A 23,907-nucleotide genomic window follows, 5' to 3' on the forward strand; every position below is an offset into this window, starting at 1 on the left:
TGGGCTGGGCGAACCCCTCACGTGCAACTGCACTTCACCTGAACCTGGCTGAGGCAATGCGCTGTGGCCGACTCGAACCGGGAGGCCTCGTCGTGTCGTGGGCACCCAGCAGGCGACCGATTCCTAGGCCAACGGTCGGAACGAGAGCGAGTTCGCTTCGCTGACGGAGCCGGATGCGACCTGTAGACGGTGGTGCCCTTCCACGAGATCGACCGGACCGGACGGCAGCTGGACGAGTCCGGTCGCGCCAGGTGGGATGGTCACGTCGAGGTCATAACGGTCCTCCAGCCGCCTCCAGCTGAGGGCGGCCTCGCCACGCACGGTGCGATGGGTGAGCATGCCCCTCGTGATGCGCGGGTCGTCGATCGGGCGGATCTCGATGTGCTCCCATCCGGGTGCTGCGGCTCGGAGACCGCCTACCCGCTGATGCACCCAGCTGAGGGCAGCGCCAAGGAAATAGTGGTTCCGGGAGCGCGCATCTGCATCCCATGACTCCATGAGTGTTGTCTCGCCGTCCTCGAACCAGATTCCCCACCCCGGGCGCGTGCGCTGTGTCGCGACTGTCAGAGCGAGGTCGTCTCGGCCCAGGTCGCTCAACACATGCAGCAGGTGGCGTGCGCCGATCGCTCCCGCGTCCAGATGTCCCTTTGTCCGTCCCTCGATGTCCTCGATCAAGCTCGAGGCGACTGACGGCCGCAACTCGGGGGGTACGGTTCCGAAGGCGAGGGGAAGAATGCTCATGCTTTGGCGGTAGGACACGCCCGGCACGCGGTATGTCCCCGCCTTTTCATCGAAATATGCGACGTGATACGCCCGTGCAGACTCCTCCGCGGCAACTGAGAGATCGCGCGCGACGTGGGGCTGCCCGATCACGGACATGATCCGCGCCGCATGCTGGAGCACCGACGTCATCATCATGGTGGCCGCGGGCGCGGCACCCTCCGGCGCCAGTTCGAACCCGGGAGCAAGCCAGTCACCCCAGCTGCGGATGGGCCAGAGGCGACCGCGCGAGATCGAGAGCAGAGCATCGCAGTATCTCTCGATGGTTGGGGCGCTCGCAGCCAGCTGATCGAGGTCGCCGTACTCCCAGTAGAGCTGCCAAGGGATGATCACAGTGGATCCGCTCCAACCCGGATCTGCGGCCCGGCCAAAGCCGGGGGAGGGCACGATCTGCGGCACGACGCCGTCGGAGCCCTGAGAATCGGCGTGGTCCTGCATCCACTTGCCGAAAGTCGCACGCACGTCTACGTGATGCATGATCGCCTCGGTCGCGAGCATGGCGTCGGCGGTCCAGCCGTTCTTCTCGTAGATCGGCGTATCGGTGGGGATGCCTTGCATGTTGTTGAGGAAAGTGCGCCGGAACGCAGCGTCGGCCCAGGTGAGGACAGGTTCGTCGGTGTCGAAGTCGCTGGCGGGTGCGATGTCAGTATGAGCGAGAACGCCAGTGATCTCGGAGACGCTCGCATCTCCTTGTGTGGACACTTCGACCCAGCGGAATCCTCTATAGCCGAACCGCGGCCCCCAGCCGGCGATCTCGTCCTCGACCTCGAAACGATGGACATCCACTTGCGACGGCCCGGCGACGAGGAAGTTGTGCGTCTCGACGCGCCCGTCGGGGGAGAGCGCCTCTCCGCTGGCGATCCGCACTGCGGATCCAGCGGAGCCTCGGATGGACATCCGGGGCCAGCCTGTGATCAGCGTGCCGAAGTCGTAGAGCGTACGTCCCTTGCCGAGCGCTGTTTCCGAGACAGGGCGGAGGATCTCGATCTCGCGCATCGGTGGCAGCCGAGCCGCGCATACGACGCCGGTCGGCCCCGAGGTCGCGGTCGCCTCCACCCAGCTCCCGTGGACGTTTTCCTCCGAGGTCGACGTCTCGCCGCCGAAAAGAAGCTCCGAGACCGTGGATCCGGCCTTCGCCTGCCATCCGCCACTCGTGGTGAGCACGCCGTGCTGCCCTGAGTGCAGAGACCAGTCGAGCCTTGCCCGGGCAATGGGCTCCTGGTGCCAGGGGGCGAGGTTCCAGCCCCAGACGTTCGCGCCTCGCGCGGCGAACGTGCCACGCCCGGCATGGATCTCGATCTCGTTGTCTCCGGAATGCAGGTGATCCGTCACGTCCCAGCGTCTGTAAAGAACACGTGCCGAGTAGTCCGTCGGCGCAGGGTCGAGAATGGCGTCGCCCACCACGGCACCGTTGATTGTGACAATGCCGTTGCCGAGAGCGACCGCGGAAAGGCGTGCTGATGCGACGCGTCCGTCCACGCGGAAGGAAGCCTTGAAGACCGGGTTCGGTGCCGGAACGGTTTCGACTGCTGCGGCACGAACGCCGGGGCGCCGCTCGCCATTGGTGAGCGCGGGGCCGACGAGCGCGAGCGGGGTGATGCCGTCGTCCTCCTGGTCGAAGCGCTCATCTGCCAGGAACCATCCGACCTTCCCACGAAGGGGCCGCAACTTCAGTTCGTAGGTGCCGGCGGGTGCGGGATGGGGGAGAGCGACGAAGTGCATGAACCGATCCCACAGATGCTGCGGTCCGTCCACCGTACGGGTCGCCACGACGCGGCCTGCACTGTCGACGACCTCAAGATCGAAAGCGACATCCACCATGTTCTCGCCCGTCAAGTCCGCGTGCACCGCTACGAAAGGACCCGGGCTCGTGAACATCTGGCTCAGACAGTCCTGCGTCGTCCACTCCACGGAGATCCGACCTTTGGTCACGAGGTTCCGATTCGCCGCTGCGACGGGGAGCGAGATCCAATCGGCCTCCCAGTCGTCGTCTTTGAGCTGTCCTGTCTCCCAACGTGCGCGCTCGCTCCAGTCCGACCAGGTCGAGCCGTCGGAACTGACCCTCACTCGCCAGGTATACGCCGACCGGCTCGCGAGCGGGCAGTCTGCCCGCGCCTCGGGTAGCCGTGATGCGATTCGTTCAGATCGCCAGATGCACGCTCCGCTCTCGTCCGCAACCTCTATCTCTATGAGCCGCTGGCGCGGGTCGGCGGCCCAGGACAGCAGCGGCCGGCCCTCCACTGCGAGGGGGAGGGCCTCTCCGTTCGTGAGCAGATTCTGCACCGGGGCGGTGGCATCCACAGGGGCCTCCATTTGCTGATAGTTGGTACGCTATTCCTTTAGACTGAACGCAAGGCTACTCGTGGCGAAGCGGTGAGGCCAGCGCCAATATGAGGGGGAGGGCCCGATGAGGGTCGACGAAGACACGTGCGCGCAGGATGTGATGCTCGACGACATCCACATCCGCGATCCGTTCCTGATGGCATCCGCGGACCGTGAGGAGTACTTCCTCTTCGGGAGCACGGACGACGACGTATGGAGCGACCGGGGCGTCGGCTTCGACTGCTATCGCAGCAACGACATTGACCGCTGGCGAGGCCCCTTCCCGGCGTTTCGCCCTCCGGCGGGTTTCTGGGCTGACCGGCACTTCTGGGCTCCGGAGGTGTATCAGAGAGGGGCGCGCTTCTATATGTTTGCGTCCTTCAAGGGTGCTGAGCGACGTCGCGGCACTCAGATCCTTGTGTCGGATGATCCGGTCGGTCCGTACGAGCCATGGAGTGACGGGCCCGTAACTCCGTCGGACTGGGACTGTCTCGACGGGACGCTGCACCTGGATGCTGCTGGCGACCCATGGATCGTTTTCTGCCACGAGTGGCTCCAGGTCACGGATGGAGAGATCCTCGCGCAGCGACTCGCCCCGGACCTTGACCGCGTCGTCGGCGAACCGCAACTCCTCTTCCGCGCCACCGACGCGCCATGGGTGCGCCCGACCCGGCACCCGTGGATGACTGGAAATGCGGAGGGATACGTGACCGACGGTCCATTTCTGCATCGACTGCGCTCGGGGCAGCTGATCATGCTCTGGTCGAGCTTTGGGGAGGATGGCTATGCCATGGGTGTCGCCCGCTCGGCGAGTGGGCATGTGACCGGACCATGGGTGCATCAGCCGGAGCCTCTCTGGCGCCGCGACGGAGGCCACGGGATGATCGTTCGCGCACTCGACGGGACGCTGTTGCTCGCTCTCCATCAGCCGAACGTCACTCCTTCGGAGCGAGCGAAGTTCTGTCCTCTGCAGGAGACCGAGAGCACGATCCTGATTGCCGACGATCATTCGTCTGCGGTTCACGAAGAGAGTGCACCTCGTATGGGAGCGACCAAGGGCATGACTCGGTATATGGTGCGTGCTGGCCTGAGTTCCAATGATCATCAGGCGGACTGGACAGGGGTCTACGACCCTGATCCGCGCCGATCCGCAGTCCCGAAGGCCGGCGGGTACGCTGAGCGAGACGATGCGAGACCAGGCGACTCTTGCGGTGGAGGAGAAGAGGCATGACGACGGTAGGCGACGATGAACGTCTGGTAGGTGCCGATCGCGTTCTCGCAGTCATGATCGCACTCGCTGACCATCCTGCCGGCGCGACGCTCGATGAGGTGGCTCACACTGTCGGCGCGACGAAGTCGACCGTCCATCGCGGGCTGGCGACACTCCGCCGGGCTGGCCTCGTCACGCAGATCGGTCGAGGTCTCTACATCCTCGGAGACGAGTTCTATGCGCTGGCCTTTCGGAGCTATGCCGCTCGTCCCGAGGGTGCGCTGATCAAACCTGCCCTCGAGGAACTGGCACGACGATTCGGCGAGACCGTCCACTTCGCGGGTCTGGACGGCACGGATATCGTCTACCGAGCGAAGGTGGACCCGCCAGTCGGCGCGATCCGGCTGACATCCGTCGTAGGCGGCCGCAACCCGGCGCATGTCACCGGGGTCGGGAAGGTCCTCCTAGCTGAAACCATCAACTCGGAAGAAGAGCTACGTGCGCTCCTGGGTTACGAGCTCGTGCGACGTACGCCGAAGACCATTGCAACGAGCCGGGAACTCTGGCAGGAGCTCGTGCGCACGCGTGAGTGTGGTTATGGTGTCGATGACCAGGAGAGCGAGGTTGGCGTGAACTGCATCGCCGTGCCGGTGCGGCTCGCCGAGGGGGCGCCGCCGATCGGCGCGGTCAGCGTGAGTGCCCTCGCCTTCCGTACGCCTCTCGCGGATCTTGTTGCCCGTGTCGATGAGATTCGCTCGGTGATCTCTGAGTACCGAGTCGACCCCGAGATCAGCGCATGACACGGGGCGACCGTTGGGTCGCCCCGTTTGATGCGCGCCAATTCCGGCCTGTGGGTGGACAGTCTGGTGCGCGCGATCCTGGGTGAGTGCTGATTCAGCATCGCCGAACGCCAAGCCGTCCGCCGCGAACGAGATCCTCAAGAAGGCCAACCGTCCAACAACTTCAAGTCTGCGCCACTAGCTGCAAACGTCGACTTCCGCGATGTCCGCAAGCGTGTGAACCGGGTTGATGTGTGCGCGCCCAGTCTTACTCCACACCCGCTGGAGTCCGTTCTTGATCAACTCGAGATTGACCGTGACGTGGTTCTCCCCGCTGAGTACCTCGCAGGACAGTTCCAGGGACGGGTAGCGTCGAAGTCATCCTCACGGCGACAACGATGAACTCGGGGCACTGGCTGCCGAGCGCCAGCACGTTGGCGGTGGAGGCGGCCAGCTCGAAGTAGGCGGCCCCGTCGGTGACCCAGAGAACCGGGTACGCCTGATCGCTCGATGCGTACGAGGCCGGCAGCGCGATCTGCACCTCATGGTCATGGCCGAAGTCGTGCGACCTCGCGCGAATAAATCTTGTCGGCTGGATTGACAGGGCAATTGGCGTCTTGGGCACGCATATCTCCTTTGATAGGTCGAATGCCGCCCAAGCGGTCGTCCATCCAGACCAAACCGTCAATCGGTACCCAGGGACCGTATATCGTACCCGGAGAGTCGTCAATGCCCACCTGCTTCGACCAGTAGCCGTCCCGCTGTCGCGCGCTGCGTCTCGGTGGTCGTGAAGAGCTCGGGGAGACATGAGATCCATGACCCAGACGTCCATCAAGCCAGGCCGGGTCTGGCTCGACACTGCAGGAAACAGGACCCATGCCCGCGGCGGATCGATCCTGGAGGTCGACGGGGCCTTCAATCTCGGACTACGTCTGGCTGCCCTTCCGGTTCGAAGGCGATCGCGCCTACCTGGATTGGCGGGACGGGTGGCGCGTCGAGGACTACCCCTGAGCAGTTGCACGACCTCCGGGAACCTTGCGCGGCGGAAGGCCCTGACGCCCCCTGCGACTCCGCCCGGACCTGAGGACGTTGGTGCCGGATCGGCCTGCGTCGGTCGGTCGGGTGATTCGGCGTTCTGGGCGATGAGAGTGGTTGTGTTCTACGCCACAACTGGTTACCGTATCCCTATTAACTGCAAAGGCATTCCGACTATTAGAAAAGAAGGTGAAGGGTGACGATCACACGCCTTCCCTCGCCCGTTGCGGCCCGCGATGGGGATACCTTGACGTCGCCGCGCGCGCGTCGACGCCCCCGTTCTGTCGGCGGACAGCTGTGGTGGTTCGTTCTCCCCGCGCTCGCGGTCTACGCGTACGTGGTCATCGTCCCGTCGGCCCAGGGCATCGCGACCTCGTTCACGGACTGGTCCTTCACTCGCCCAGAACCGGAGTTCGTCGGGTGGGACAACTACGCGCGCGTGTTCCAGGGGGACGCGGCACCTGCCGCGCTTCGCACCCTCTGGATCGCCTTCGTTGCGGTCGTCGCGCAGAACCTCCTTGGCCTCGGGCTGGCGCTCTTGCTCCACGGCAAGGTGTTCGGCCGCAACGTACTCAGGACGATCATCTTCGCGCCCATGGTGGTCTCGCCGCTGGTGGTCGGCTACCTGTTCAAGTACATCTTCGGTCCGCCGGGCGTCGGTGCGGCGAACGCGGTCCTCGCCGCATTCGGACGACCGGAGGTCGACTTCCTGGGCAACCCTTCAAGTGCTCTGTGGATCATCATCACCACCGTCGTATGGCAGGTCACTGGGGCGACCATGGTGATCTACCTCGCCGGCCTACAGGGTGTGCCGCAGGAACTCGATGAGGCTGCCGCGCTCGATGGGGCCGGCTACTGGAAGCGGTTCTGGTACGTCACGCGCCCCCTTCTTGCGCCGGCTATCACGCTCAATCTCATGATCGGCCTCATTGGCGGGCTCAAACTGTTCGACCAGATCTTTTCCATCACTGCGGGTGGCCCCGGCAACAAGACGCAGACGATCTCGACGCTGCTCTATCAGGTGTTCACGCAGTTCGGCGAGTACGGCCGCGCTGCCGCGATGGCGGTCGTCCTAGCGATAGCCATCGGCTTCCTCGCCTCGATCCAGTTCACCGTGCTTCGGCGTCAGGAGGGTAAGTCATGAAGTCCTCGCGTGGTGGGCAGATCAGCGCGAACGCCGCCTCGTATGCGGCGACGGCACTGTTCCTGTTCCCTGTCTACATCCTGGTCAATCTCGCCATCCGTCCAGAGGGCGACCTCACCCCCGCGATCGTTCCGAGCGCGAACCCGACTTTCGACAACTTCATCGGCGCGTGGAACTCCTCCTCGCTCGCCGCCGCCATCGGCACGAGTCTGACCGTGACCGTGATCTCGTGCGCCGTGGTACTGGGGCTCGGCACGATGGCGGCGTACCCGCTTGCGCGCTCGACGGCGCGTCTGTCGACGGTGACGTTCTTCATCTTCATGATGGGGCTTCTGCTTCCGTTCCAGCTTGCAGTGATCCCGCTCTATATCCAGATGCGTGACCTCGGACTGCTGGGTTCGCTCTTTTCGCTCGTCCTCGTGTACACCGGCGTGCAGATGCCTTTCACGGTCTTCCTTCTGACGACGTTCATTCGCTCGAGCGTTCCGGTGGAATTCGAGGAGGCGGCTCAGATCGACGGGTGTGGCCCTCTCCGGACGTTCTGGCATGTGGTCACACCGCTGCTCAGGCCTGCACTCGGGACGTGCCTCATCCTCAACAGCGTCGGCATCTGGAACGACTTCTTCACGCCGCTCATCTATCTGGCGGGAAGTGAGAAGGTCACGATCCCGATGGCGATCTATGAGTTCGTCGGCCAGTACACGGCGAACTGGCCACTGATATTCGCGTCGCTGATCATCTCGATGATTCCGATCCTCGCGGTCTACCTCGTGTTCCAGCGCTACGTCATTCGTGGCTTCGCGGGGGGCCTCAAGGGCTGACAGGTGCCCACGACGACAGCTGGATCCCAATGAGTGCAATTGCAAATCACAGATAGGACAGATCGATGAAGACCAAGAGATACGCGGCAGTAGTTTCCGCTGTCGCAGCGAGCGCTCTCGTGCTCACTGGTTGCGTGGGTGGTGGAGGGACCGAAGCGCCGTCCTCCGACGGCGAGATCGGTGGAACTCTGACGGGCATCTTCCCCGCGGCGTTCAAGGACACCTACGTGAAGATCGCGGCAGACTTTGAGAAGAAGTACCCCGAGGTGAAGGTTGACTTCGACTACCAGGGCGGCGATATCGGGCAACTGGTGATGACGCAACTCCAAGGCGGGACGGCGCCGGACATTCTCACGTCGTTCCCGGGGGGAGATCCCAAGGACAACGCCGACACCGTCGCACCACTCGCGGCGCAGGGGCACATCGCGCCGCTCGACGTGTCGTGGGCGGACCAGATCCCGGACGGCTGGGAGCGCGACTTCGCCCACGACGGTCAGACCTTCGCCTATCCCGGTGCCCTCCAGCCACTGACCTCCATCTACAACAAGACGAAGCTCGATGAGCTCGGTCTGTCTGCTCCTGAGACCCTGGACGAGGTGCTCCAGCTGTGCGCCGATGCGACCGAAGCCGGGGTGTATGCGTATAGCCAGCCGCTCGGCGACGCAGTCGCTGGTCCTCAGATGCTCACGTACGCGCAGGTCGGAAGTCTCGTCTACGGGCCCGACCCGGACTTCGACGCAAAACTCAAGTCCGGCAAGACCACCTACCCGGACTCGGCCTGGGTCGACCAGTTCGAGATCTACCAACAGATGAGCGACGCGGGCTGCTTCGGTGACGGCGCTTTGGGGCGTGCCGCTGAACAGGCTCAGTCCGAGGTCGCCGCCGGCAACTCGCTCGGGATCGTCCACGTGGGAGGTGCTCTACCCGGGATCAAGGCCAGTGGCCCGGACAATGAGTATCTGATCGCGCCGATGCCGGCGTCGAATGACGGCGAGACCCTCATGGTCGCGCTTCCCGGGTTCGTGACGACTGTGAATGCGAAGGCGAAAAACCCCGCCACGGCGCAGGCGTTCCTCGAATTCCTCGGAGAGCCTGAGATCTCGGCGATCTACGCCGAGGGCTTCCAATCCGTGCCGGTTCTTCCGAACGACGAGTATTCAGCTCCTGCCGAACTGGCCGAGTTCGCAGCCGCCGTCGACGCCGGCACCATCGTGCCGCTTGGCACGGTCCAGGCCGAGGTGCAGTCGACCCTCAATCAGCAACTCCAGGCGATGCTTCTCGGTGACACGACTCCGGAGGGCGTGGCGGAGAGCATGCAGGTGGCGTACGAAAAGAAGTAGTCGGACGAATGGATGGGCCGCCGTGAAGGCGGATTCAAGAGGCCGTCGCAACACCACGATGGTTGTGCGAGTCCAGCGGACGCTCGGCTGGGGTATCCAGCCGAGCGTCTCGCCTGCGCGATCCTCGACTCTGGCAGCAGGGTTACGAGATGCACGTCCGCACGCGGACATACCGACGGAAGACGCCCGCCGCGTGGTCCGTTGGATCGCGTTCGCCTCACGCACTCACGCGATGGCACCCGCGGGAAGCCCGGTACCTGATCAATGAGATCGGCGATCGGAAACGCGGACGATCAGGCATCGGCGCGTTCTCGCGCCTACTCAATGAAGCAAGAAGGTCGAACGGAGGACGTCATGTATTACGGAGGCGACTACAACCCGGAACAGTTCCCGCCCGAGGTTTGGAAGGAAGACATCACGCTCATGCGTGAGGCAGGGGTCAACCTGGTGACGGTGGGCGTCTTCTCCTGGTCCCGCATTCAGCGGCGGGAAGGCGTGTATGACTGGGCGTGGTTGGACCAGATTCTGGCTATGCTTCACGAAGGGGGAATCGGCGTTGACCTGGCGACAGCTACGGCGTCGCCCCCGCCATGGGCGATTGCGAAATTCCCCGACATGCTGCCTGTAAATGAAGACGGTGTGACGCTTTACCCTGGAAGTCGCCAACACTATGCGCCATCGTCACGCAGTTACCGCCGGCTGGCGTCGGAGCTCGTCCACGCCTTGGCCGAGCGATACGCGAACCATCCGGCTGTGCGCATGTGGCATGTGAACAATGAGTTCGGCTGCCACGTGGCGCGTGACTACTCCGAGAGCGCAACCGTCGCCTTTCAGGATTGGCTGCGCGCGCGCTATGGCGACATCGACGAGCTCAACGAGGCCTGGGGGACGACGTTCTGGTCGCACATCTACGGCGACTTCACCGAGGTCCTTCCGCCGAGGCGCGCTCCGTATAGCCGGAACCCCGGCCTGCTCCTGGATTTCCGCAGGTTCAGCAGTGACGCGATGCTCGAGCTGCTCACCATGGAGCGAGACATCCTCCGAGCCCACGAGGTGACACAACCCATCACCACGAACTTCATGGGCGCATTCGCGGGGGCGAACTACTGGAAGTGGGCGCCGGAACTGGATGTCGTCTCAGACGACAACTATCCCGATCCAAACGTGCCGGACTCGTTCCGCGAGTCTGCGCTGGCGCGCGACCTCATGAGATCGCTGAAGCCCGACACCCCATGGCTGCTGATGGAGCAGTCAACCGACGCGGTGAATTGGCGCCAGACGAATGCGCCGAAGTCGCCAGGGCAGATGTCCGCGCTCAGCGCACAGGCAGTCGCACGAGGAGCCAACGGAATCCTGTTCTTCCAGTGGCGCCAGTCCGAGCGCGGCGCAGAGCAGTTCTTCTCCGCGATGGTGCCGCACGCCGGGACCCGGACTCGCACATGGAAAGAAGTCACACAACTGGGTAGCCGGCTGCACGCGTTTCCTGCCATGCCGCCGCCTGGACCCGCCGACGTAGCTCTGCTGTTCGAATGGGAAAGCTGGTGGGCGCTCGAGGGCGCAGAGCTCCCTGTCGCCGTGGATTACCCGAGCATCATCCAGAGCTGGTACAACGCGCTCCATGAACGTCACGTCGCTGTCGACTTCGTAAACCCGATGTCCCGTCTTTCGGGATATCGGATGGTGATCGCCCCCGCGGCCTTTCTGTTGACGCGCACCGGAGCTGCGAACATTGTTGACTTCGTGCGAGGTGGCGGACATCTCCTGGTGACCGCGTACTCGGATATCGTCGATGAGGCCGGGGGATTCCGGCGAGGCGGATTCCAGACTCTCCTCCGAGAGGCCACTGGAGTGACGACGCTGGACTTCGGCGCGATGGTGCCTTCTCCCGGGGTGGCAGGCTGTGAAGGGCCAGGGGAATCGGTGGCGCCCGTGTCCGGCCCCGAAGTGGCGTCGTTCGAGGGACGCTATCTCGCGGAGGAGATCGACATACTCGCCTCGGGTGTCGACGTCCACGCGCGTTTCGTCGGGGGAAGGCGTCGCGGCGCGCCGGCTCTCACCTCCCACAACCTGGGTAAGGGATGCGCTTACTACCTTGCGACGCTCCCGACAGACGCCAGCAGCGTCACGGATTGGCTGCTGAAGAGGGCCGCGATTCCGGTTCCGTACCCCGGACTCGATTCTCGCGTAGAGGCCTTCCAGCGCGGATCGTGGCTTGCACTCATCAACCACAGTGACGAGAGCATTCGGGCCAGGATCATGGTGTCCGACGCATCGCGCTCGCTAAGATCCGTCGAACTCGGGCCGTACGAATGGCAGATGCTCCCGAACGCGGACGGGGTCTCGAACGTCGACGAGTGACGTTGATGGGACGGCCGGGAAGGGTCAGAACCTGTTGATCGGCGAGAGCGGCACCCCGAACGTTCTGGGAGAGCAACCCTCGCCCAGTGCCTTGGCCTGACTGTCCAGCCGAGCGCTCGGGGTGGCCACCTGCTCAACTGAGCCGACCCCGTCGCCTCGATCGCAACTGTCCGGTCCTGATAGGCGACTAGCAGCGCCCATTACATCGTCGTCAGGCGTAGAACCCTCGGGTTGCGCCGCCGAGGTGAGCGTCGGACCGGATCGTGACCTTGTCGATCAGGCGCAGGTCGTTTGAGGAAGCGCCGATCATGACGTCTACCTCGCCGGCCTCGACGCGCCAACGCATCTCGCTGTCCAGGAAGGCCAGCTGACTGATATCGAGACGGAAGGAGACCTCGGTCGTCTTGCCAGGCTCGAGCTCGACTCGGCGGAAGCCGGCGAGTTCCAGGACGGGCCGGGAGACGGACGCGCACCTGTCGCTGACGTACAGCTGGACGACCTCAGATCCGGGTCGATTCCCTGTGTTCGTGATACTCAGCGTGATGTCGAGGGTGTCGTCGGCGCACACGTCGTGGCTGGACAGTCTCAACCCTGTGTAGTCGAAGCTGGTGTAGGACAGGCCATGGCCGAACGAGTATCGCGGAGTGTGCGGGGAGTCGACGTATTCGGCGAAGCCGACGCTGTGGCCCTGGTGCCAAGCTGAGCCGTGCGGGTGGTTGTAGTAGACCGGGATCTGGCCGGCGTTTCGAGCGACTGTGACCGGCATCCGTCCGCTCGGCTCGTGGGCACCGGTCAGCACGTCGACGATCGCCTCCGCACCACCCTCGGCCGGGCTCCACGCCTCCAAGAGCGCAGCCAAGTGTGCGTCGGCCGCGTCGCTGGACACCGGGCGGCCGTCGAGGTGGATGCCAATCATCGGCGTACCGAGAGCGGCGAGCTTGACGATCAATTGCTCCTGGCAGGGCGGCAGGTTGATGTCCGTCGCGTCGATGCCCTCACCCATGGAGGCGATCGACGCTGTACCGTGTTTCCCACCGAGTGTCAGCAGGATGACGTCGGCGCCGGCAGCAAGCGCGACCGCCTCGTTGTGTCCGGAGTCGTCATCGCCGGCAAACGGGTAGCCACGCGCCCAGGTCACCTGAGCGTCAGGCATCTGGATGCGGAGTTCCTCGAGAAGACTTCGGATGCCAGGCTTCTGGCTCTCGAGCAACTCCTCGAAAGACGCCCGATCCGACGCTTCGATGGTTGTGCCGGGGACGTTGTCGGTGACAGTCTGCAGGTCGTCACTGTGGGTTGTCAGCCCTGCCATGGAGGAGTTCGCGGCGAGCTTGCCCTCCGCCATGGAGTAATGCGTGTACCCGCCGAAGAAGAATCGTGCACTCGCTGCATGGCAGCCGATCACCGCAATCGTCCCCACGTCCGGCCGTAGCGGAAGCGCACCGTCGTTGTGCAACAGGACCAGGGACTCCCGAGCGGAGTCGAGGGCCACCTCTCGGTCCGTGTCAGTCAGGAACACGGCGTCCCGGTCGCTCGCTTCGGGAGCGAGGGGGGCGTCAAACAGCCCCATGCGGAACTTCGCGGTTAAGACAGCGCGGACAGCACGGTCCAGGAGCGCGACGTCGGCCCGTCCCTGCGCGAACCACTCCCGCAGGTCGCTGCCGAACCCGTGCGAGACGTGCTGCTCGACGTCCATGCCGGCGCGCAGCGCCGCCAAGCCCGCATGAGCGGGGGACTCGGCGACGCGCTGCACGGTCTGCAGATTCGCGATCGCGCCGTAGTCCGAGACGATCAGGCCATCGAAGCCCATTTGCCCGCGCAGCAGGGTGGTCAGCAGCCTCGCCGACCCAGACGCCGGTTCACCGGAGATCGAGTTGTAGGACGGCATCACTCCGCGCAGGCCCGCCTCGGTGATCGCCGCTTGGAACGGCTTGCCGTAGACCTCGACGAGAAGGCGGTCGGGGATATTGCAGTGCGCGCCGTGGATGCCTCCCTCGGTGTGATGTGAGCCGATGAAGTGCTTGGCGACCGCCTCGGTGCGCCGGCCGTCCGCGTCCTGTGCCTGTACGCCACGGGTGAACGCGACGCCGAGCGCGGCAGCAAGGGTGGGGTCCTCGCCGTAGCTCTCCCCGTGCCTACCCATGCGAGGATCGCGCGACACATCCAGCACGGGTGCGAGGGTGTGGGTGATGCCCAGGGCGCGCTCTTGCCTGCCGACGATCTCGCCCACCCGGCGCTCGAGCTCGACGTCCCAGCTCGCAGCGCGACCAAGGCCGGAGGGGAAGCTCGTCGCGCCGGGCAGAAACGCGCCGCAGACTCCTTCCATGTGGAAGATGGCGGGGATGCCGTGCGCGGAACGTTCCATCGCCTCGGACTGGATCCGGCGCTGGAAGTCCGTCACCTCGTCGAGCGTGCGTGCCGACCGGGTCTCGAGCGTGGACACTACGCCTATCCCGTGAGGAAACTGCTCGACGAAGTCGGCTGTCTGCGCGATATCGGTGGGGAAGTAGCAGGACACCTGCGCCATCTTCTGGTCAAGACTCAGCCGATCCAACAGAAGGTCGGCCCGATCGCCAGCCGTCAGCGCATCGTCCATCCAAGGTGCGTTCGCGTTCGCATTCATGTCACGTTCCTCGAAGTTCGAAATGGCGCTGCATGGTGCCGAAGGTCTGTGCATCCTGCTCTGGGTGGTGCTCGTAGAAACCTTGGCCTGTCTTCGCCCCGAGGTCGCCGGAGCGGACAAGGGACCTGAGTCGAGGACTGGGCTCGGCGGAATTGCTCAGCACCGGGAAGAGCTCGGCACACACCCTCTCGAAGATGTCGAGCCCGCCCAGATCTGCCACGCCGATCGGTCCCGCTGCCGCCCAGCGCGGCGCCAGGCCGGTTTCGACGACATCATCGATGGCGCGAGGCGATGCGATTCCCGCGTCCACAAGTGCGAGAGCTTCGCGAAGGAGTGCCGCCTGGAGCCGGTTCGCGACGAACCCCGGACACTCAGCCTCGAGGAGGACGGGGTGGCGACCCATGCTGCCCAGCAGGGTGTGGACCTTGTCCGTGACGGACGGAATCGTTTCAGGTCCAGGCACGATCTCCACCAGCGGGACAAGTTGCGGCGGGTTGAAGAAGTGCGCGATGAGGAAACGCTCGGGGGTCCTCACCCACTGTGCAAGGACGCTGGGGATGAACGTCGAGGTGTTAGAGGCGATGATGCCGTCGGTGTGGGACGAGATCTCAGCCAACACGGATCTCTTCGCCTCGAGAGTCTCCGCTACCGCCTCGATCACGAGGTCCGCGTCCCGCACGCACTCCGCGATGCTCGACGACACGGTGAAGTTGTCCCGGCTCGACCAGGGGTGTGTCTCGCGTGAAACTGCATTGTTCCGGGTATCGAAGCCGCGGACGTCGAAGCCCTGCGAGGTGAACAACCGAGCAAGCGCGAGGCCCATGGTTCCCAGGCCTACGATTCCGACGGCGGTCATGAGAGCGCCCGGCCGAGGGCGTTCACGACCGACTGGCCTCGCACCCAGTCACCGCTGAGGCTGGTGAGGTAGGCGAACCCGACCTTGTAGTACGGGTCTGCGAAGGCAACCTGGCCGTGTGCCCCGTCGTGCCCGAATGACTCGTTCGTGAGATACCACTCCCAGTTCGAGGGGATCATCACCCCGGCACCAAAGTGTTGGTAGGGGGGAGGGTCGGCGAACACCGGCGCACCGGTGCTGCGAGGAGCGCGCAAGAGGGCCGCCGTCTGCTCATCGATCAGGCGCACTCCGTTCGTCTCGACGACGGCGGCCGACCAGATCTTCGCGACCGCTGACGCGGTGCCGATCCCGTTGGCGCCAGGTAGCTCGGCTCGACGTCCCTGGTCAGTCTGGACCAGTGCCAGGATGTCCTTGCCGGCCCCGAGGTCGAGGGCGCGCTCGATCCACTCGGATCCCGGGGGTGGCGTAGGAGCTGGCGGTATGGGGATGGTCACGACTCGCGCATCCTGGCCCGCAGGCAGTCCTACCCATGCTTCGGCCCCGAGAGGACGAGCCACCTCGTCAGCGAGAACTGCCCCGAGTGTGCGACCCGTCGCGACCGAGACCAGCTTCGCCGTGATGGCGCCGTGCGTGACCGCGTGGTATTGGTGACCCCGTCCCGGCGACCAGAGGGGCTCTTGCTCGGCGAGAACATCCGCCATCGCGAGTGGGTCCCAGATCTCATCATCGGTGAGGCCACGGCGAGGGGCCGAGACTCCGGCTCGATGCGCGAGGACGTCGCCGATCGAGACCTGGCCTTTCCCATGGGCGCCGAACTCGGGCCAGATCTCTGCGATCGGCGTCTCGTAGGACGGGAGATCTCCACGTGCGACGAGACGCGCGACAAGCAGGGATGCGAGTCCTTTGGTGACTGACGCCAACGGCACGAGAGTCTGGTCGGTGAATGGCGCGCCGGTGGATGGGTCCGCTGTCCCGGAGGCGAGCCGCACGGCTTCTTCGCCGTCCACCCAGACCGAGACGGCTGCGCCGCTGTGCCGTCCGTTTGGGACCGTGGCGAAGAAAGCGGCGGCGACTTCTTCGAATCCGGGTCGGACGATGTTCGGCGGTGTGGGGGTGAGGGGCGGGCTGTCGTTCACTGTCTCTCCTGGGGGTTTGGCGGCGTTGCCGCCGGAGGAGCGGGCGTCGCGGGTGAGCCGGCGTCATCACGCGCTCGCGGCGGGCGAGTCGCCGACGACGGGCTGGCTCCACTATATTCCGTTAGTTCGACACTAGTTCCGATAGACGGCAAAAATGTCCGGCTGAGTGTTGCACAACCCGGTGCGCGATGCGAGATTGGCGTGTGTTGTCGGTGACTGTCACTGCTTTCCAGAGGATGGAAAACCGCGGCCCTGGCTCCCGCCGCGAAGGCCGTGCCGCCGCAACTACACAGAGAGGTGTATCGGAATGCGTCAGATAGAACGTATTGCTGCCCGGCGTCCCTTGTGTCAGCGCCGTGGCTCTCCGTTTCAGCGGCGCCGGGTCGTCGCGGCCGTCGTCTTGGCGGCGCTTGGAGGCGGACTGCTCGCCCCGTCGGCCTCGGCCGCCCCGGCGGCCTTCTGTCAGTTTCGGGACGAGGCTCCTGCTCCCGGTAGCGGCGTCGAGCCCCCGCTCATCGTGGATGGTGCCTGCGTAGACCCCGACTACAACGAGAGCACCCTGGTCATAGACAGCACGCAGCAGCTTGCCCATGTGGATGCGAGCGGTCGATCGATCCCGTACACCGAGGTCCGGGGGCATTTCCCCGCGACGAAGTCGCGCACGGACCTCCCGCCCGGCGTGTACCGAAGTCCTACCCTCGATCGTCATGACATCGTGTGGCGGTTCCCCGCAAAGGAAGTGTGGGCTAACCGGTCGTTCCAGCAGACGTACCCGATCGGCGGCACGGGCCCGCTCGACCTGAATGACGTCGATCTAGGATTCGCCTTCGCGAACGGCGCGTTCACCGTGAAGGTCGCTCCTGGGAACCCGAGCGGCGGATACCGCGTGAACGCGGCTGCGACGAAGCTCGCAAAGGCTTACGCGAACCGGCTCTACGGAAACGCTGCGCCGATCAATAGCTACCTCTGGGGCCAGAGCGGCGGCTCGGTGCAGGCATTCGGCGCGGCGGAAGGGACGACCGGGGTGTGGGCGGGGGTGATCCCGGCAGTGATCGCGACCACTGCATTGGTCATGCACTCGTTCCAGTGGCAGGCACTTTACGCGTTGGCCGTCCCCCTTGAACAGAGATCTGATGTCCGGCAGGCGGCAGAGGTCGGCAGCGGTCGCAGCATCTACGAGGGGCTCGACCCCGAGCAACGCGCTGTCCTCGACGAACTACTCCGGTCCGGCTTCCCCCGTCTGGGGCTGGGCACGGCTCTCACTCAGGATCTCGTGACCGGCGGTGAGATTCCGATCGGCGACGCGACGGTCGGCTCGATCGTCGGGCCCTTCCCGGGAGTAGCTGGCCCGAGCCTCGTCTACGGGCCCGGTGCGGCGACGATCCGCGCGCTCGACCCGAGCTACGAGGACGACTTCTGGTCGAAGCCTGGATATGCGGGAGCGAACCCACCGCGGTACCTCGCTGCCGCGAAGGTGGATGGATTCGCGACAGTGACAGAGATCGTGCGGGACCCGGAGGGCGTGCCTGTCGCGCTGAGATTCGATCCCGAGACGATGCCTTCCCTCGGTTCCATCGGGGCTAGAAACCTCGACTATTACGTCTACGACGCCGAGGGGACGACGCGGACGATCGACAGGACGGATCCGGCCAAGCCTGTCTTCTCACTCACGGGGACACTGGAGACTGCCACCAGCACGCTGACGCTCGCCGTCAACTCGAATCCGCTCGCGGCTACGACGCCAAACAGTCCTGTCCTTCTCGACGCGCTTGCGGTCGGTGACAAGATCCGGATCAACAATCGCTTCTTCCTCGCGCAGGTGTACTACCCCCGCCATTCCGTCCTCCCCGGCAACCCTGGTTATGACCAGTACATCGACTCGCGGGGGAAACCTCGCTACCCACAGCGCGAGGTTCAGATCGCGCCGATGAGCAACTTCGGAGCCATGGGAGGGATCCGGGAGACGGGAGACATCAAGACCAAGGTGATGGTCATGGAGAACTTGGAGGACGCGAACTCCTTCCCCTATGTGGCCGGCTTCTACCAGGGCCTTGTCGAGGACGCGATCGGAAAGCGGAGCGCAGACGACATGTTCCGTGTCTATTACCAGGAGCACGCGGGGCACTCGAACGGCGGCCTCGTCCAGGGAATCTTCAACCAGATGGTGCTCGATCTGATCGCTTGGGCCGAGCGCGGCGTTCCTCCGAAGCCTTCATCGGTTCACAGTCTCGACGAGATGACCCAGGTCGTCCAGCCACACGACGCAACCGACAGGCTGGGCCTCCAGCCAGTCGTCCACCTCGCAGCGAACGGCGGCGATCGCGCCGAGGTGGGAGTCCTTCAGTCAGTCGACCTTTCTGCGACGATCGACATGCCTCCAACGACAGGTGCCATCGTCGAATACGCGTGGACTATCAAGCGACAGGGGGTGCCGGCTGTAGAGGAACCCGCGAAGCGGCTTGCCACTCCCGAGGGCTCGGTTGAGCTGAGCAGGCCGCTGACGTTCCCGGCTCCGGGCGACTACATCATCACGCTCAGTGCGGTCGGTGACCGCAACGGAAGGGCGGGCACGAGTACGCCGCTGGAGAATCTGGATCGCGTGCGGATCGTCGTTCGCTGAGTGGGCGGGGACGGGCTGGATCCGCCCGTCCCCGCCCCGGTAGGGCGCTCGAGCCGTCCGGTCCGCGTCGCTGCGTTGTCGCGGCCTTGATCGTGCGGATGTACGTGCGCACTACCACGCATTTCGGTGTCGTAATGCGCGTTCCGAAAGCTCTTCCGGCGACTGTTTGACGTGGCTCGGTAAAAATCTGCTCAGCTGAATACTGGTGTGCCGAAACTGTCCCTTTCTGGTCTGAAGGGATGAGCCAGTATCGGGCTAGCCTCTCAGCACCTTGAGATCAGAGGAGCTGAACAACATGGCACAGCCAGACCCGCCTGACGCCGTCTCGGCGGTGAGCCGATTCCTCGAGCACGTCGGGCCCGTGAACGATGAGCTGAACGTGTTCTCCTCGCTCGCCCCGGAGAAGACGATCCGTCGCCAGGCCTTTGACTCGACAGAGCGCTGGCGATCAGGGCGACCACTGAGCGCGCTCGATGGAGTGCTCGTATCGGTGAAGGACAACATTGCGCGAGCAGGGGAGCCGTGCCGGCTCGGCTCGGCCGCCCGCTCCGCCGTTCCGGTGGTCGAGGATGCGCCTGCCATGGCCAAGATGCTCGCCGCCGGCATGATCGTCGTAGGACGCACCACCATGCCGGACCACGGGTGCAAGGGCGTCACGCACGGGGGCCTGCACGGGACGACGCGCAACCCGTGGAACCCGGCGCTGACACCCGGGGGATCCAGTGGTGGCGCGGCAGCCTCAGTTGCCGCGGGTCTGACTCGGGTGGCCCTCGGATCCGACGGCGGCGGTTCGATTCGCATTCCCGCGGCCTTCACCGGCATCGTGGGCCTCAAGCCAAGCTTCGGCCGGGTTCCGGTGGTAACGAACGGCGCGTTCGGCTCCATCGGACACCAGGGCCCCTTGGGCGCCGGGGTCGAGGACGTGGCGGCCCTGTTCGACGTGATCAAGAGCGACGGCGAAGCCTGGAGCGCGTACGGAACGCCTGATGACGAGCTTGACGGCCTCAGGTTCACCGTCTGGTCCGACTCGGTGGGGACCGACCCGGCCATCGTCGAGGCGGTCGATCGCACCGCCAGTCTTTTGACCAGCCACGGTGCGGTCCAGGTGCCCTGGGAAGCCAACCTGTCGATGGCCCAACGGGCATTCGAGGTCGCCTTCAGTCACGAAGCGGCCCAGGCGATCTCAGATCTGCCGTCGGACGCTCCCATGGATCCGGTCCTCATGGCTCTCGCGGAGCGAGGCCGATCCCTGTCTCCGCAGGACCTGGTCGAAGGGGACTTCCTGCGGCAACAACTGCGAGACACGGTGGAGCGACTCCTTTACGAGGTCGACATCGTGGTGAGCCCCGTGGCGGAGTGTTTGGCGTTCGAGGTCGAGCACGAGTACCCACCCGGCACCGAGCTCGACGGATTCCAGAAGTGGGCCCCTTGGACCTATCCATTCAATCTGACAGGGAACCCCGCGATCAGCCTGCCCGCCGGCCTATCGGCCGCCGGGCTGCCCATCGGTGTGCAGCTCGTGACTGCCCTGGACAAGGACGAGTTCTTGCTGCGGATTGCCCATCAGGTCGAGCGGCGTCTCGGTCGATTGGCGCTGCCCGAGCGCCCGCAGCGGGACGATGAGTCGGCACGCCGTCGGGAAGACGCGGAGGCTACCTGATGCCCAAGTTGGGGAACTTCCTACTGCTTTGCCTACCTGGTGCGGCAGTCGTCTTCCTGCTCATCTACGTCCCGGTGGTCACGTCCCTGGGCCTTGGGTTCTTCGACCTCGACACCGTGATCGGGACCCCGACCTTCGCTGGTCTCTCCAACTTCACGAAATCATTGCAGGACCCCGAGTTCTGGAATGCATTCGTCAACGGAATCGTCTACTCGATCTTCGCGATCGTGCTGCAGCTCGTCCTCGGCGTCTCGTTCGCGCTGGTCCTGAGAGAGTCGTTCAGGGGCGTGACCTTCCTCCGTGGCGCTGTGATCTTCCCGTACGTCGTGCCGACCGTCGTCGGTGTACTGGTGTGGCGCTGGATGATCGACCCCAATGGCGGCGTGATCAACAGCATGTTCTCCGCGCTCGGCGCCGACATCCCATGGTTGGCGACCCCTGGCTGGGCGATGACGACGGTCGTCCTGATCAGCGTCTGGCTGTGGACTCCATTCGTCACGATCACAGTGCTGGCCGCGCTGCAAACCGTGTCACCCGAGCTGGAGGAAGCGGCCCGAATGGACGGGACGAATGCGCTACAGCGCTTCTGGCACGTGGTGCTTCCTCAAATCCGCCCCATCCTGATCACGATCGTGCTGCTGCGCGGGATCTGGATGTTCAACAAGTTCGACATCATCGCGCTGACCACCGGCGGCGGGCCGCTCAATGGCACGGAACACCTTCCCATTCTCGCTTATCGCCGGGCGTTCGAGCAGTTCCAGCTCGGTGAAGGAGCGGCGATCTCCGGGCTGAACTTCCTCTTCCTGGTGATTGTCGTCACCGTCTTCCTCAGGGTCACCAGGAGGTGGACCAATGCCTGATACAGACGTGGCAGTTCACAAGCCCAGCTCCCAGCCAGTCGACGTGATCTCTCCTCACGCACCTCGCAAGGCCGCTCGGCGGAGGAACAGTCCGATCAGGAAGAGCCCGGGGCTGCGCGCGCTCCAGTACTTCTGGACCGTCGTGATGATCGTGTTCACGCTGTTCCCGTTCTACTGGATGGTGGTGTCGGCGCTTCGGGGACCCGACGACGTGCTCACCACCCGCGTACTCCCAGGGCCGTTCACCTGGGAAGGCTTCGCGAACCTTCTGAGTTCGACGCCGTTTCCGACGTACCTGACGAACAGTCTGATCGTGTCGGTCTCGGTCACGGTGCTGACGATCGCCATCGTCACCCCGGTCGCCTACGCGCTGTCCAAGATGGGCGGTCGCGCCGGTCGGCTCGCCAGCTTCTCGACCCTCCTGGGTTACATGGTTCCCGAGGTGCTGCTGGTCATCCCCATCTTCATCATCCTGGTCCGGCTCAACCTGGACGACTCCCTGGCCGGACTGGTGCTGGGTCTGCTGTCGCTGACCATGCCCCTGGCCCTGTGGCTCATGACCGGATTCATGTCAGGTATCCCGCCTTCTCTCGAGGAAGCGGCACGCATGGACGGCGCCTCGTGGATCAAGGTCTTCTGGCACATCGTCCTGCCGATGTCGCGGCCGGGCATCCTCACCGTCGCCATCTTCACGTTCATCAGCGCCTGGACCGACTACGTCCTTCCACTGACGGCCATCCGCTCGGAAAACCTGAAGACCCTGCCGGTCGGGCTCTCGTCGTTGTACGGGAAGTTCGATGCCTCGTGGAGCGAGATCATGGCCGGCGCTGTCCTCGTCAGCCTCCCGGCCATGATCGTGGTCGCCTTGACGACCCGGTACTTCATCAGCGGTCTCACGCTGGGGGCCACGAAGGGATAGAGCACATAGAGCCACCGTGCCGTCCCGGTAACACGATTCAGTCTCGGCCCGGCCACAGGCGTCTGGGAACTTGTTCACACACTTCGCGGAGGAAATCGATGAAGAACATTACTCTCACGCGGCGAGCATTTCTCGGTAGTACCGCTGCAATGAGCTTGGCCATGACGACCGCATGCGGCGGATCCAGCTCCGGGTCCGGCGCCAACGCGATGACGTTCCTCAACGAGGAGACGGATCCGCCGATCCTGAACTTCATCAAGGGCGCGGTGGAGCGATACAAGAAGCAGACCGGAGTCTCGGTGTCCCTGTCGCAGAAAGCCATCGGCGACCTCCGGCAACTGTTCTCGTCGGTACAGGCCGGAGACGCGTTCGATCTGTCGACCGCCTCGTACTCGGACGTCACCTATCTGGGACCAGACCTCCTCACCCAGTTCGACAGCATGATGGAAGACGCCGCGGGTGGCATCGATAACTTCATGGAGTCGAGCCTGATCCTCGACGACGGCCACTACTACGGCTTCCCCTACAACATCAACAACATCGGTATGTACTACCGCAGCGACCGACTGGCCGAAGTCGGGGTTGCCGTCCCGAAGACGTGGGACGACCTCAAGACCCTGCTCGTCAAGCTAGACGGCGCCGGGATGCCCGGCATCACCCAGCCCATCTCCGCGACAGCGGCCACGTCGGATGTCGGAGCAGAGCTGCTCTGGTCGAACGGGGTCGAGTTCTTCGACGAGGATGAGAACGTCATCCTCGAGGACTCGGAGATGATGGCCAAGTGCATCGACTGCCTCGACTTCCTGAAAGAGCTGCAGCCGTACTTCGTCAAGGGCATGGAGAGCGTCGACTACGGCGACATCGTCAAGTCCTTCATCACCGGCACCACGAGCATGGCGCCCTACTCCGGTCGCATCATTGACACCATCGAGTACGACGCCCAGGAGCTCTCCGACAAGTTCGTGTTCGAGGCATTCCCCACACCGGAGGCAGGAATGACCCCCGCCAGCGGGTACGACGTCAACTACTGGCTCATCCCGAAGAGCGCCGAAAGCGCCGAACTGGCGATGGACTTCCTCAGCTGGCTCGTGAAGAAGGAGTTCATCGGCTACCTCCTCACCGGACCGTTCAACATGCAGCCTCCGCTGAAGTCCATCTACGAAGATCCAGCATGGGTTGGCGCCAAGGTCTTCAAGAAGTATCCGGAGGCGCGCAAGACCCTGGACAAGATGGCGCTCGGCGACGGCTACCGCGCCGGCGGACTGTGGGTTCAGCCGCCGCTGGACGGCGTGAAGAAGGAAGCCATGTTCAGCGAGAACATCATCCCGAACATGTTCCAGATGGTCACGATCGGCGGAGAGACCTCCAAAGCCGCCGTCCACAAGGCTGCCGAGCAACTCCGCGCCATCGCGTCTTCCTGACCAATGCACAGTGTGGACAACAACGA

Annotated in this window: 16 protein-coding genes; 11 read left to right on the forward strand and 5 right to left on the reverse strand. The window is 64.4% G+C overall.

Translation table 11 applies throughout. The features are described from left to right. Positions 1-123 precede the first annotated feature (123 nt). Positions 124-3,081 carry a family 78 glycoside hydrolase catalytic domain gene (locus tag ACWZJV_RS26810; protein ID WP_457179526.1) on the reverse strand — a complete coding sequence of 986 codons (2,958 nt, stop codon included), beginning with the start codon at positions 3,079-3,081 and terminating at the stop codon, positions 124-126. 106 nt (positions 3,082-3,187) lie between these two features. Here ACWZJV_RS26810 and ACWZJV_RS26815 point away from each other — a divergent pair, with 106 nt between their 5' ends. Both ACWZJV_RS26815 and ACWZJV_RS26820 read left to right on the forward strand, forming a co-directional pair. Beyond that, positions 3,188-4,333, forward strand: coding sequence for a glycoside hydrolase family 43 protein (locus tag ACWZJV_RS26815; protein ID WP_457179527.1), 1,146 nt, complete (start codon positions 3,188-3,190; stop codon positions 4,331-4,333). Next, complete coding sequence (locus ACWZJV_RS26820) at positions 4,330-5,112, forward strand: IclR family transcriptional regulator (RefSeq protein WP_457179528.1); 783 nt, start codon at positions 4,330-4,332, stop codon at positions 5,110-5,112. The genes ACWZJV_RS26815 and ACWZJV_RS26820 overlap by 4 nt, the downstream gene beginning before the upstream one ends. 247 nt (positions 5,113-5,359) lie before the next feature. Here the strand turns inward: ACWZJV_RS26820 and ACWZJV_RS26825 are convergent, their stop codons facing one another. Then, positions 5,360-5,716, reverse strand: coding sequence for an alpha/beta hydrolase-fold protein (locus tag ACWZJV_RS26825; protein WP_457179529.1), 357 nt, complete (start codon positions 5,714-5,716; stop codon positions 5,360-5,362). 606 nt (positions 5,717-6,322) lie between these two features. Here ACWZJV_RS26825 and ACWZJV_RS26830 point away from each other — a divergent pair. The 4 genes from ACWZJV_RS26830 (at position 6,323) to ACWZJV_RS26845 (ending at position 11,789) form a co-directional block, all read left to right on the forward strand. Beyond that, positions 6,323-7,270: a carbohydrate ABC transporter permease gene (locus ACWZJV_RS26830; protein ID WP_457179530.1), complete on the forward strand. Its 948-nt coding sequence runs from the start codon at positions 6,323-6,325 to the stop codon at positions 7,268-7,270. Then, complete coding sequence (locus tag ACWZJV_RS26835; protein ID WP_457179531.1) at positions 7,267-8,091, forward strand: carbohydrate ABC transporter permease; 825 nt, start codon at positions 7,267-7,269, stop codon at positions 8,089-8,091. Before ACWZJV_RS26830 ends, ACWZJV_RS26835 begins: the two co-directional genes overlap by 4 nt. Positions 8,092-8,156: 65 nt before the next feature. Continuing rightward, positions 8,157-9,431: an ABC transporter substrate-binding protein gene (locus ACWZJV_RS26840; RefSeq protein ID WP_457179532.1), complete on the forward strand. Its 1,275-nt coding sequence runs from the start codon at positions 8,157-8,159 to the stop codon at positions 9,429-9,431. A 354-nt stretch (positions 9,432-9,785) separates the two neighbouring features. After that, positions 9,786-11,789: a beta-galactosidase gene (locus tag ACWZJV_RS26845; protein ID WP_457179533.1), complete on the forward strand. Its 2,004-nt coding sequence runs from the start codon at positions 9,786-9,788 to the stop codon at positions 11,787-11,789. Between the two features lie 211 nt (positions 11,790-12,000). On the opposite strand, the gene ACWZJV_RS26850 is transcribed toward ACWZJV_RS26845, so the two are convergent. From ACWZJV_RS26850 to ACWZJV_RS26860, 3 genes are read right to left on the reverse strand one after another with little or no spacing between them, the layout of a single operon-like run. Continuing rightward, positions 12,001-14,409, reverse strand: a complete 2,409-nt coding sequence (locus ACWZJV_RS26850) for a glycoside hydrolase family 3 N-terminal domain-containing protein (protein ID WP_457179534.1) — start codon at positions 14,407-14,409, stop codon at positions 12,001-12,003. Between the two features lies 1 nt (position 14,410). Further along, positions 14,411-15,265, reverse strand: a complete 855-nt coding sequence (locus ACWZJV_RS26855) for a 3-hydroxyacyl-CoA dehydrogenase family protein (RefSeq protein ID WP_457179535.1) — start codon at positions 15,263-15,265, stop codon at positions 14,411-14,413. Next, positions 15,262-16,401: a serine hydrolase domain-containing protein gene (locus ACWZJV_RS26860; RefSeq protein WP_457179536.1), complete on the reverse strand. Its 1,140-nt coding sequence runs from the start codon at positions 16,399-16,401 to the stop codon at positions 15,262-15,264. The genes ACWZJV_RS26855 and ACWZJV_RS26860 overlap by 4 nt, the downstream gene beginning before the upstream one ends. Before the next feature lie 307 nt (positions 16,402-16,708). Between ACWZJV_RS26860 and ACWZJV_RS26865 the strand changes: the two genes are divergently transcribed. The 5 genes from ACWZJV_RS26865 to ACWZJV_RS26885 all read left to right on the forward strand — a co-directional run bounded on the left by ACWZJV_RS26865 (position 16,709) and on the right by ACWZJV_RS26885 (position 23,881). Next, on the forward strand, positions 16,709-19,021 hold the full coding sequence (locus ACWZJV_RS26865; protein WP_457179537.1) for a hypothetical protein: 2,313 nt from the start codon (positions 16,709-16,711) through the stop codon (positions 19,019-19,021). Between the two features lie 295 nt (positions 19,022-19,316). After that, positions 19,317-20,681, forward strand: a complete 1,365-nt coding sequence (locus ACWZJV_RS26870; RefSeq protein ID WP_457179538.1) for an amidase — start codon at positions 19,317-19,319, stop codon at positions 20,679-20,681. Then, positions 20,681-21,541: a carbohydrate ABC transporter permease gene (locus tag ACWZJV_RS26875; RefSeq protein WP_457179539.1), complete on the forward strand. Its 861-nt coding sequence runs from the start codon at positions 20,681-20,683 to the stop codon at positions 21,539-21,541. The genes ACWZJV_RS26870 and ACWZJV_RS26875 overlap by 1 nt, the downstream gene beginning before the upstream one ends. A 43-nt stretch (positions 21,542-21,584) precedes the next feature. After that, complete coding sequence (locus ACWZJV_RS26880) at positions 21,585-22,460, forward strand: carbohydrate ABC transporter permease (RefSeq protein ID WP_457179540.1); 876 nt, start codon at positions 21,585-21,587, stop codon at positions 22,458-22,460. 209 nt (positions 22,461-22,669) lie between these two features. Then, positions 22,670-23,881: an ABC transporter substrate-binding protein gene (locus ACWZJV_RS26885; RefSeq protein ID WP_457179541.1), complete on the forward strand. Its 1,212-nt coding sequence runs from the start codon at positions 22,670-22,672 to the stop codon at positions 23,879-23,881. Positions 23,882-23,907 lie beyond the last annotated feature (26 nt).

This window comes from Nocardioides sp. WG-D5 (assembly GCF_054031175.1).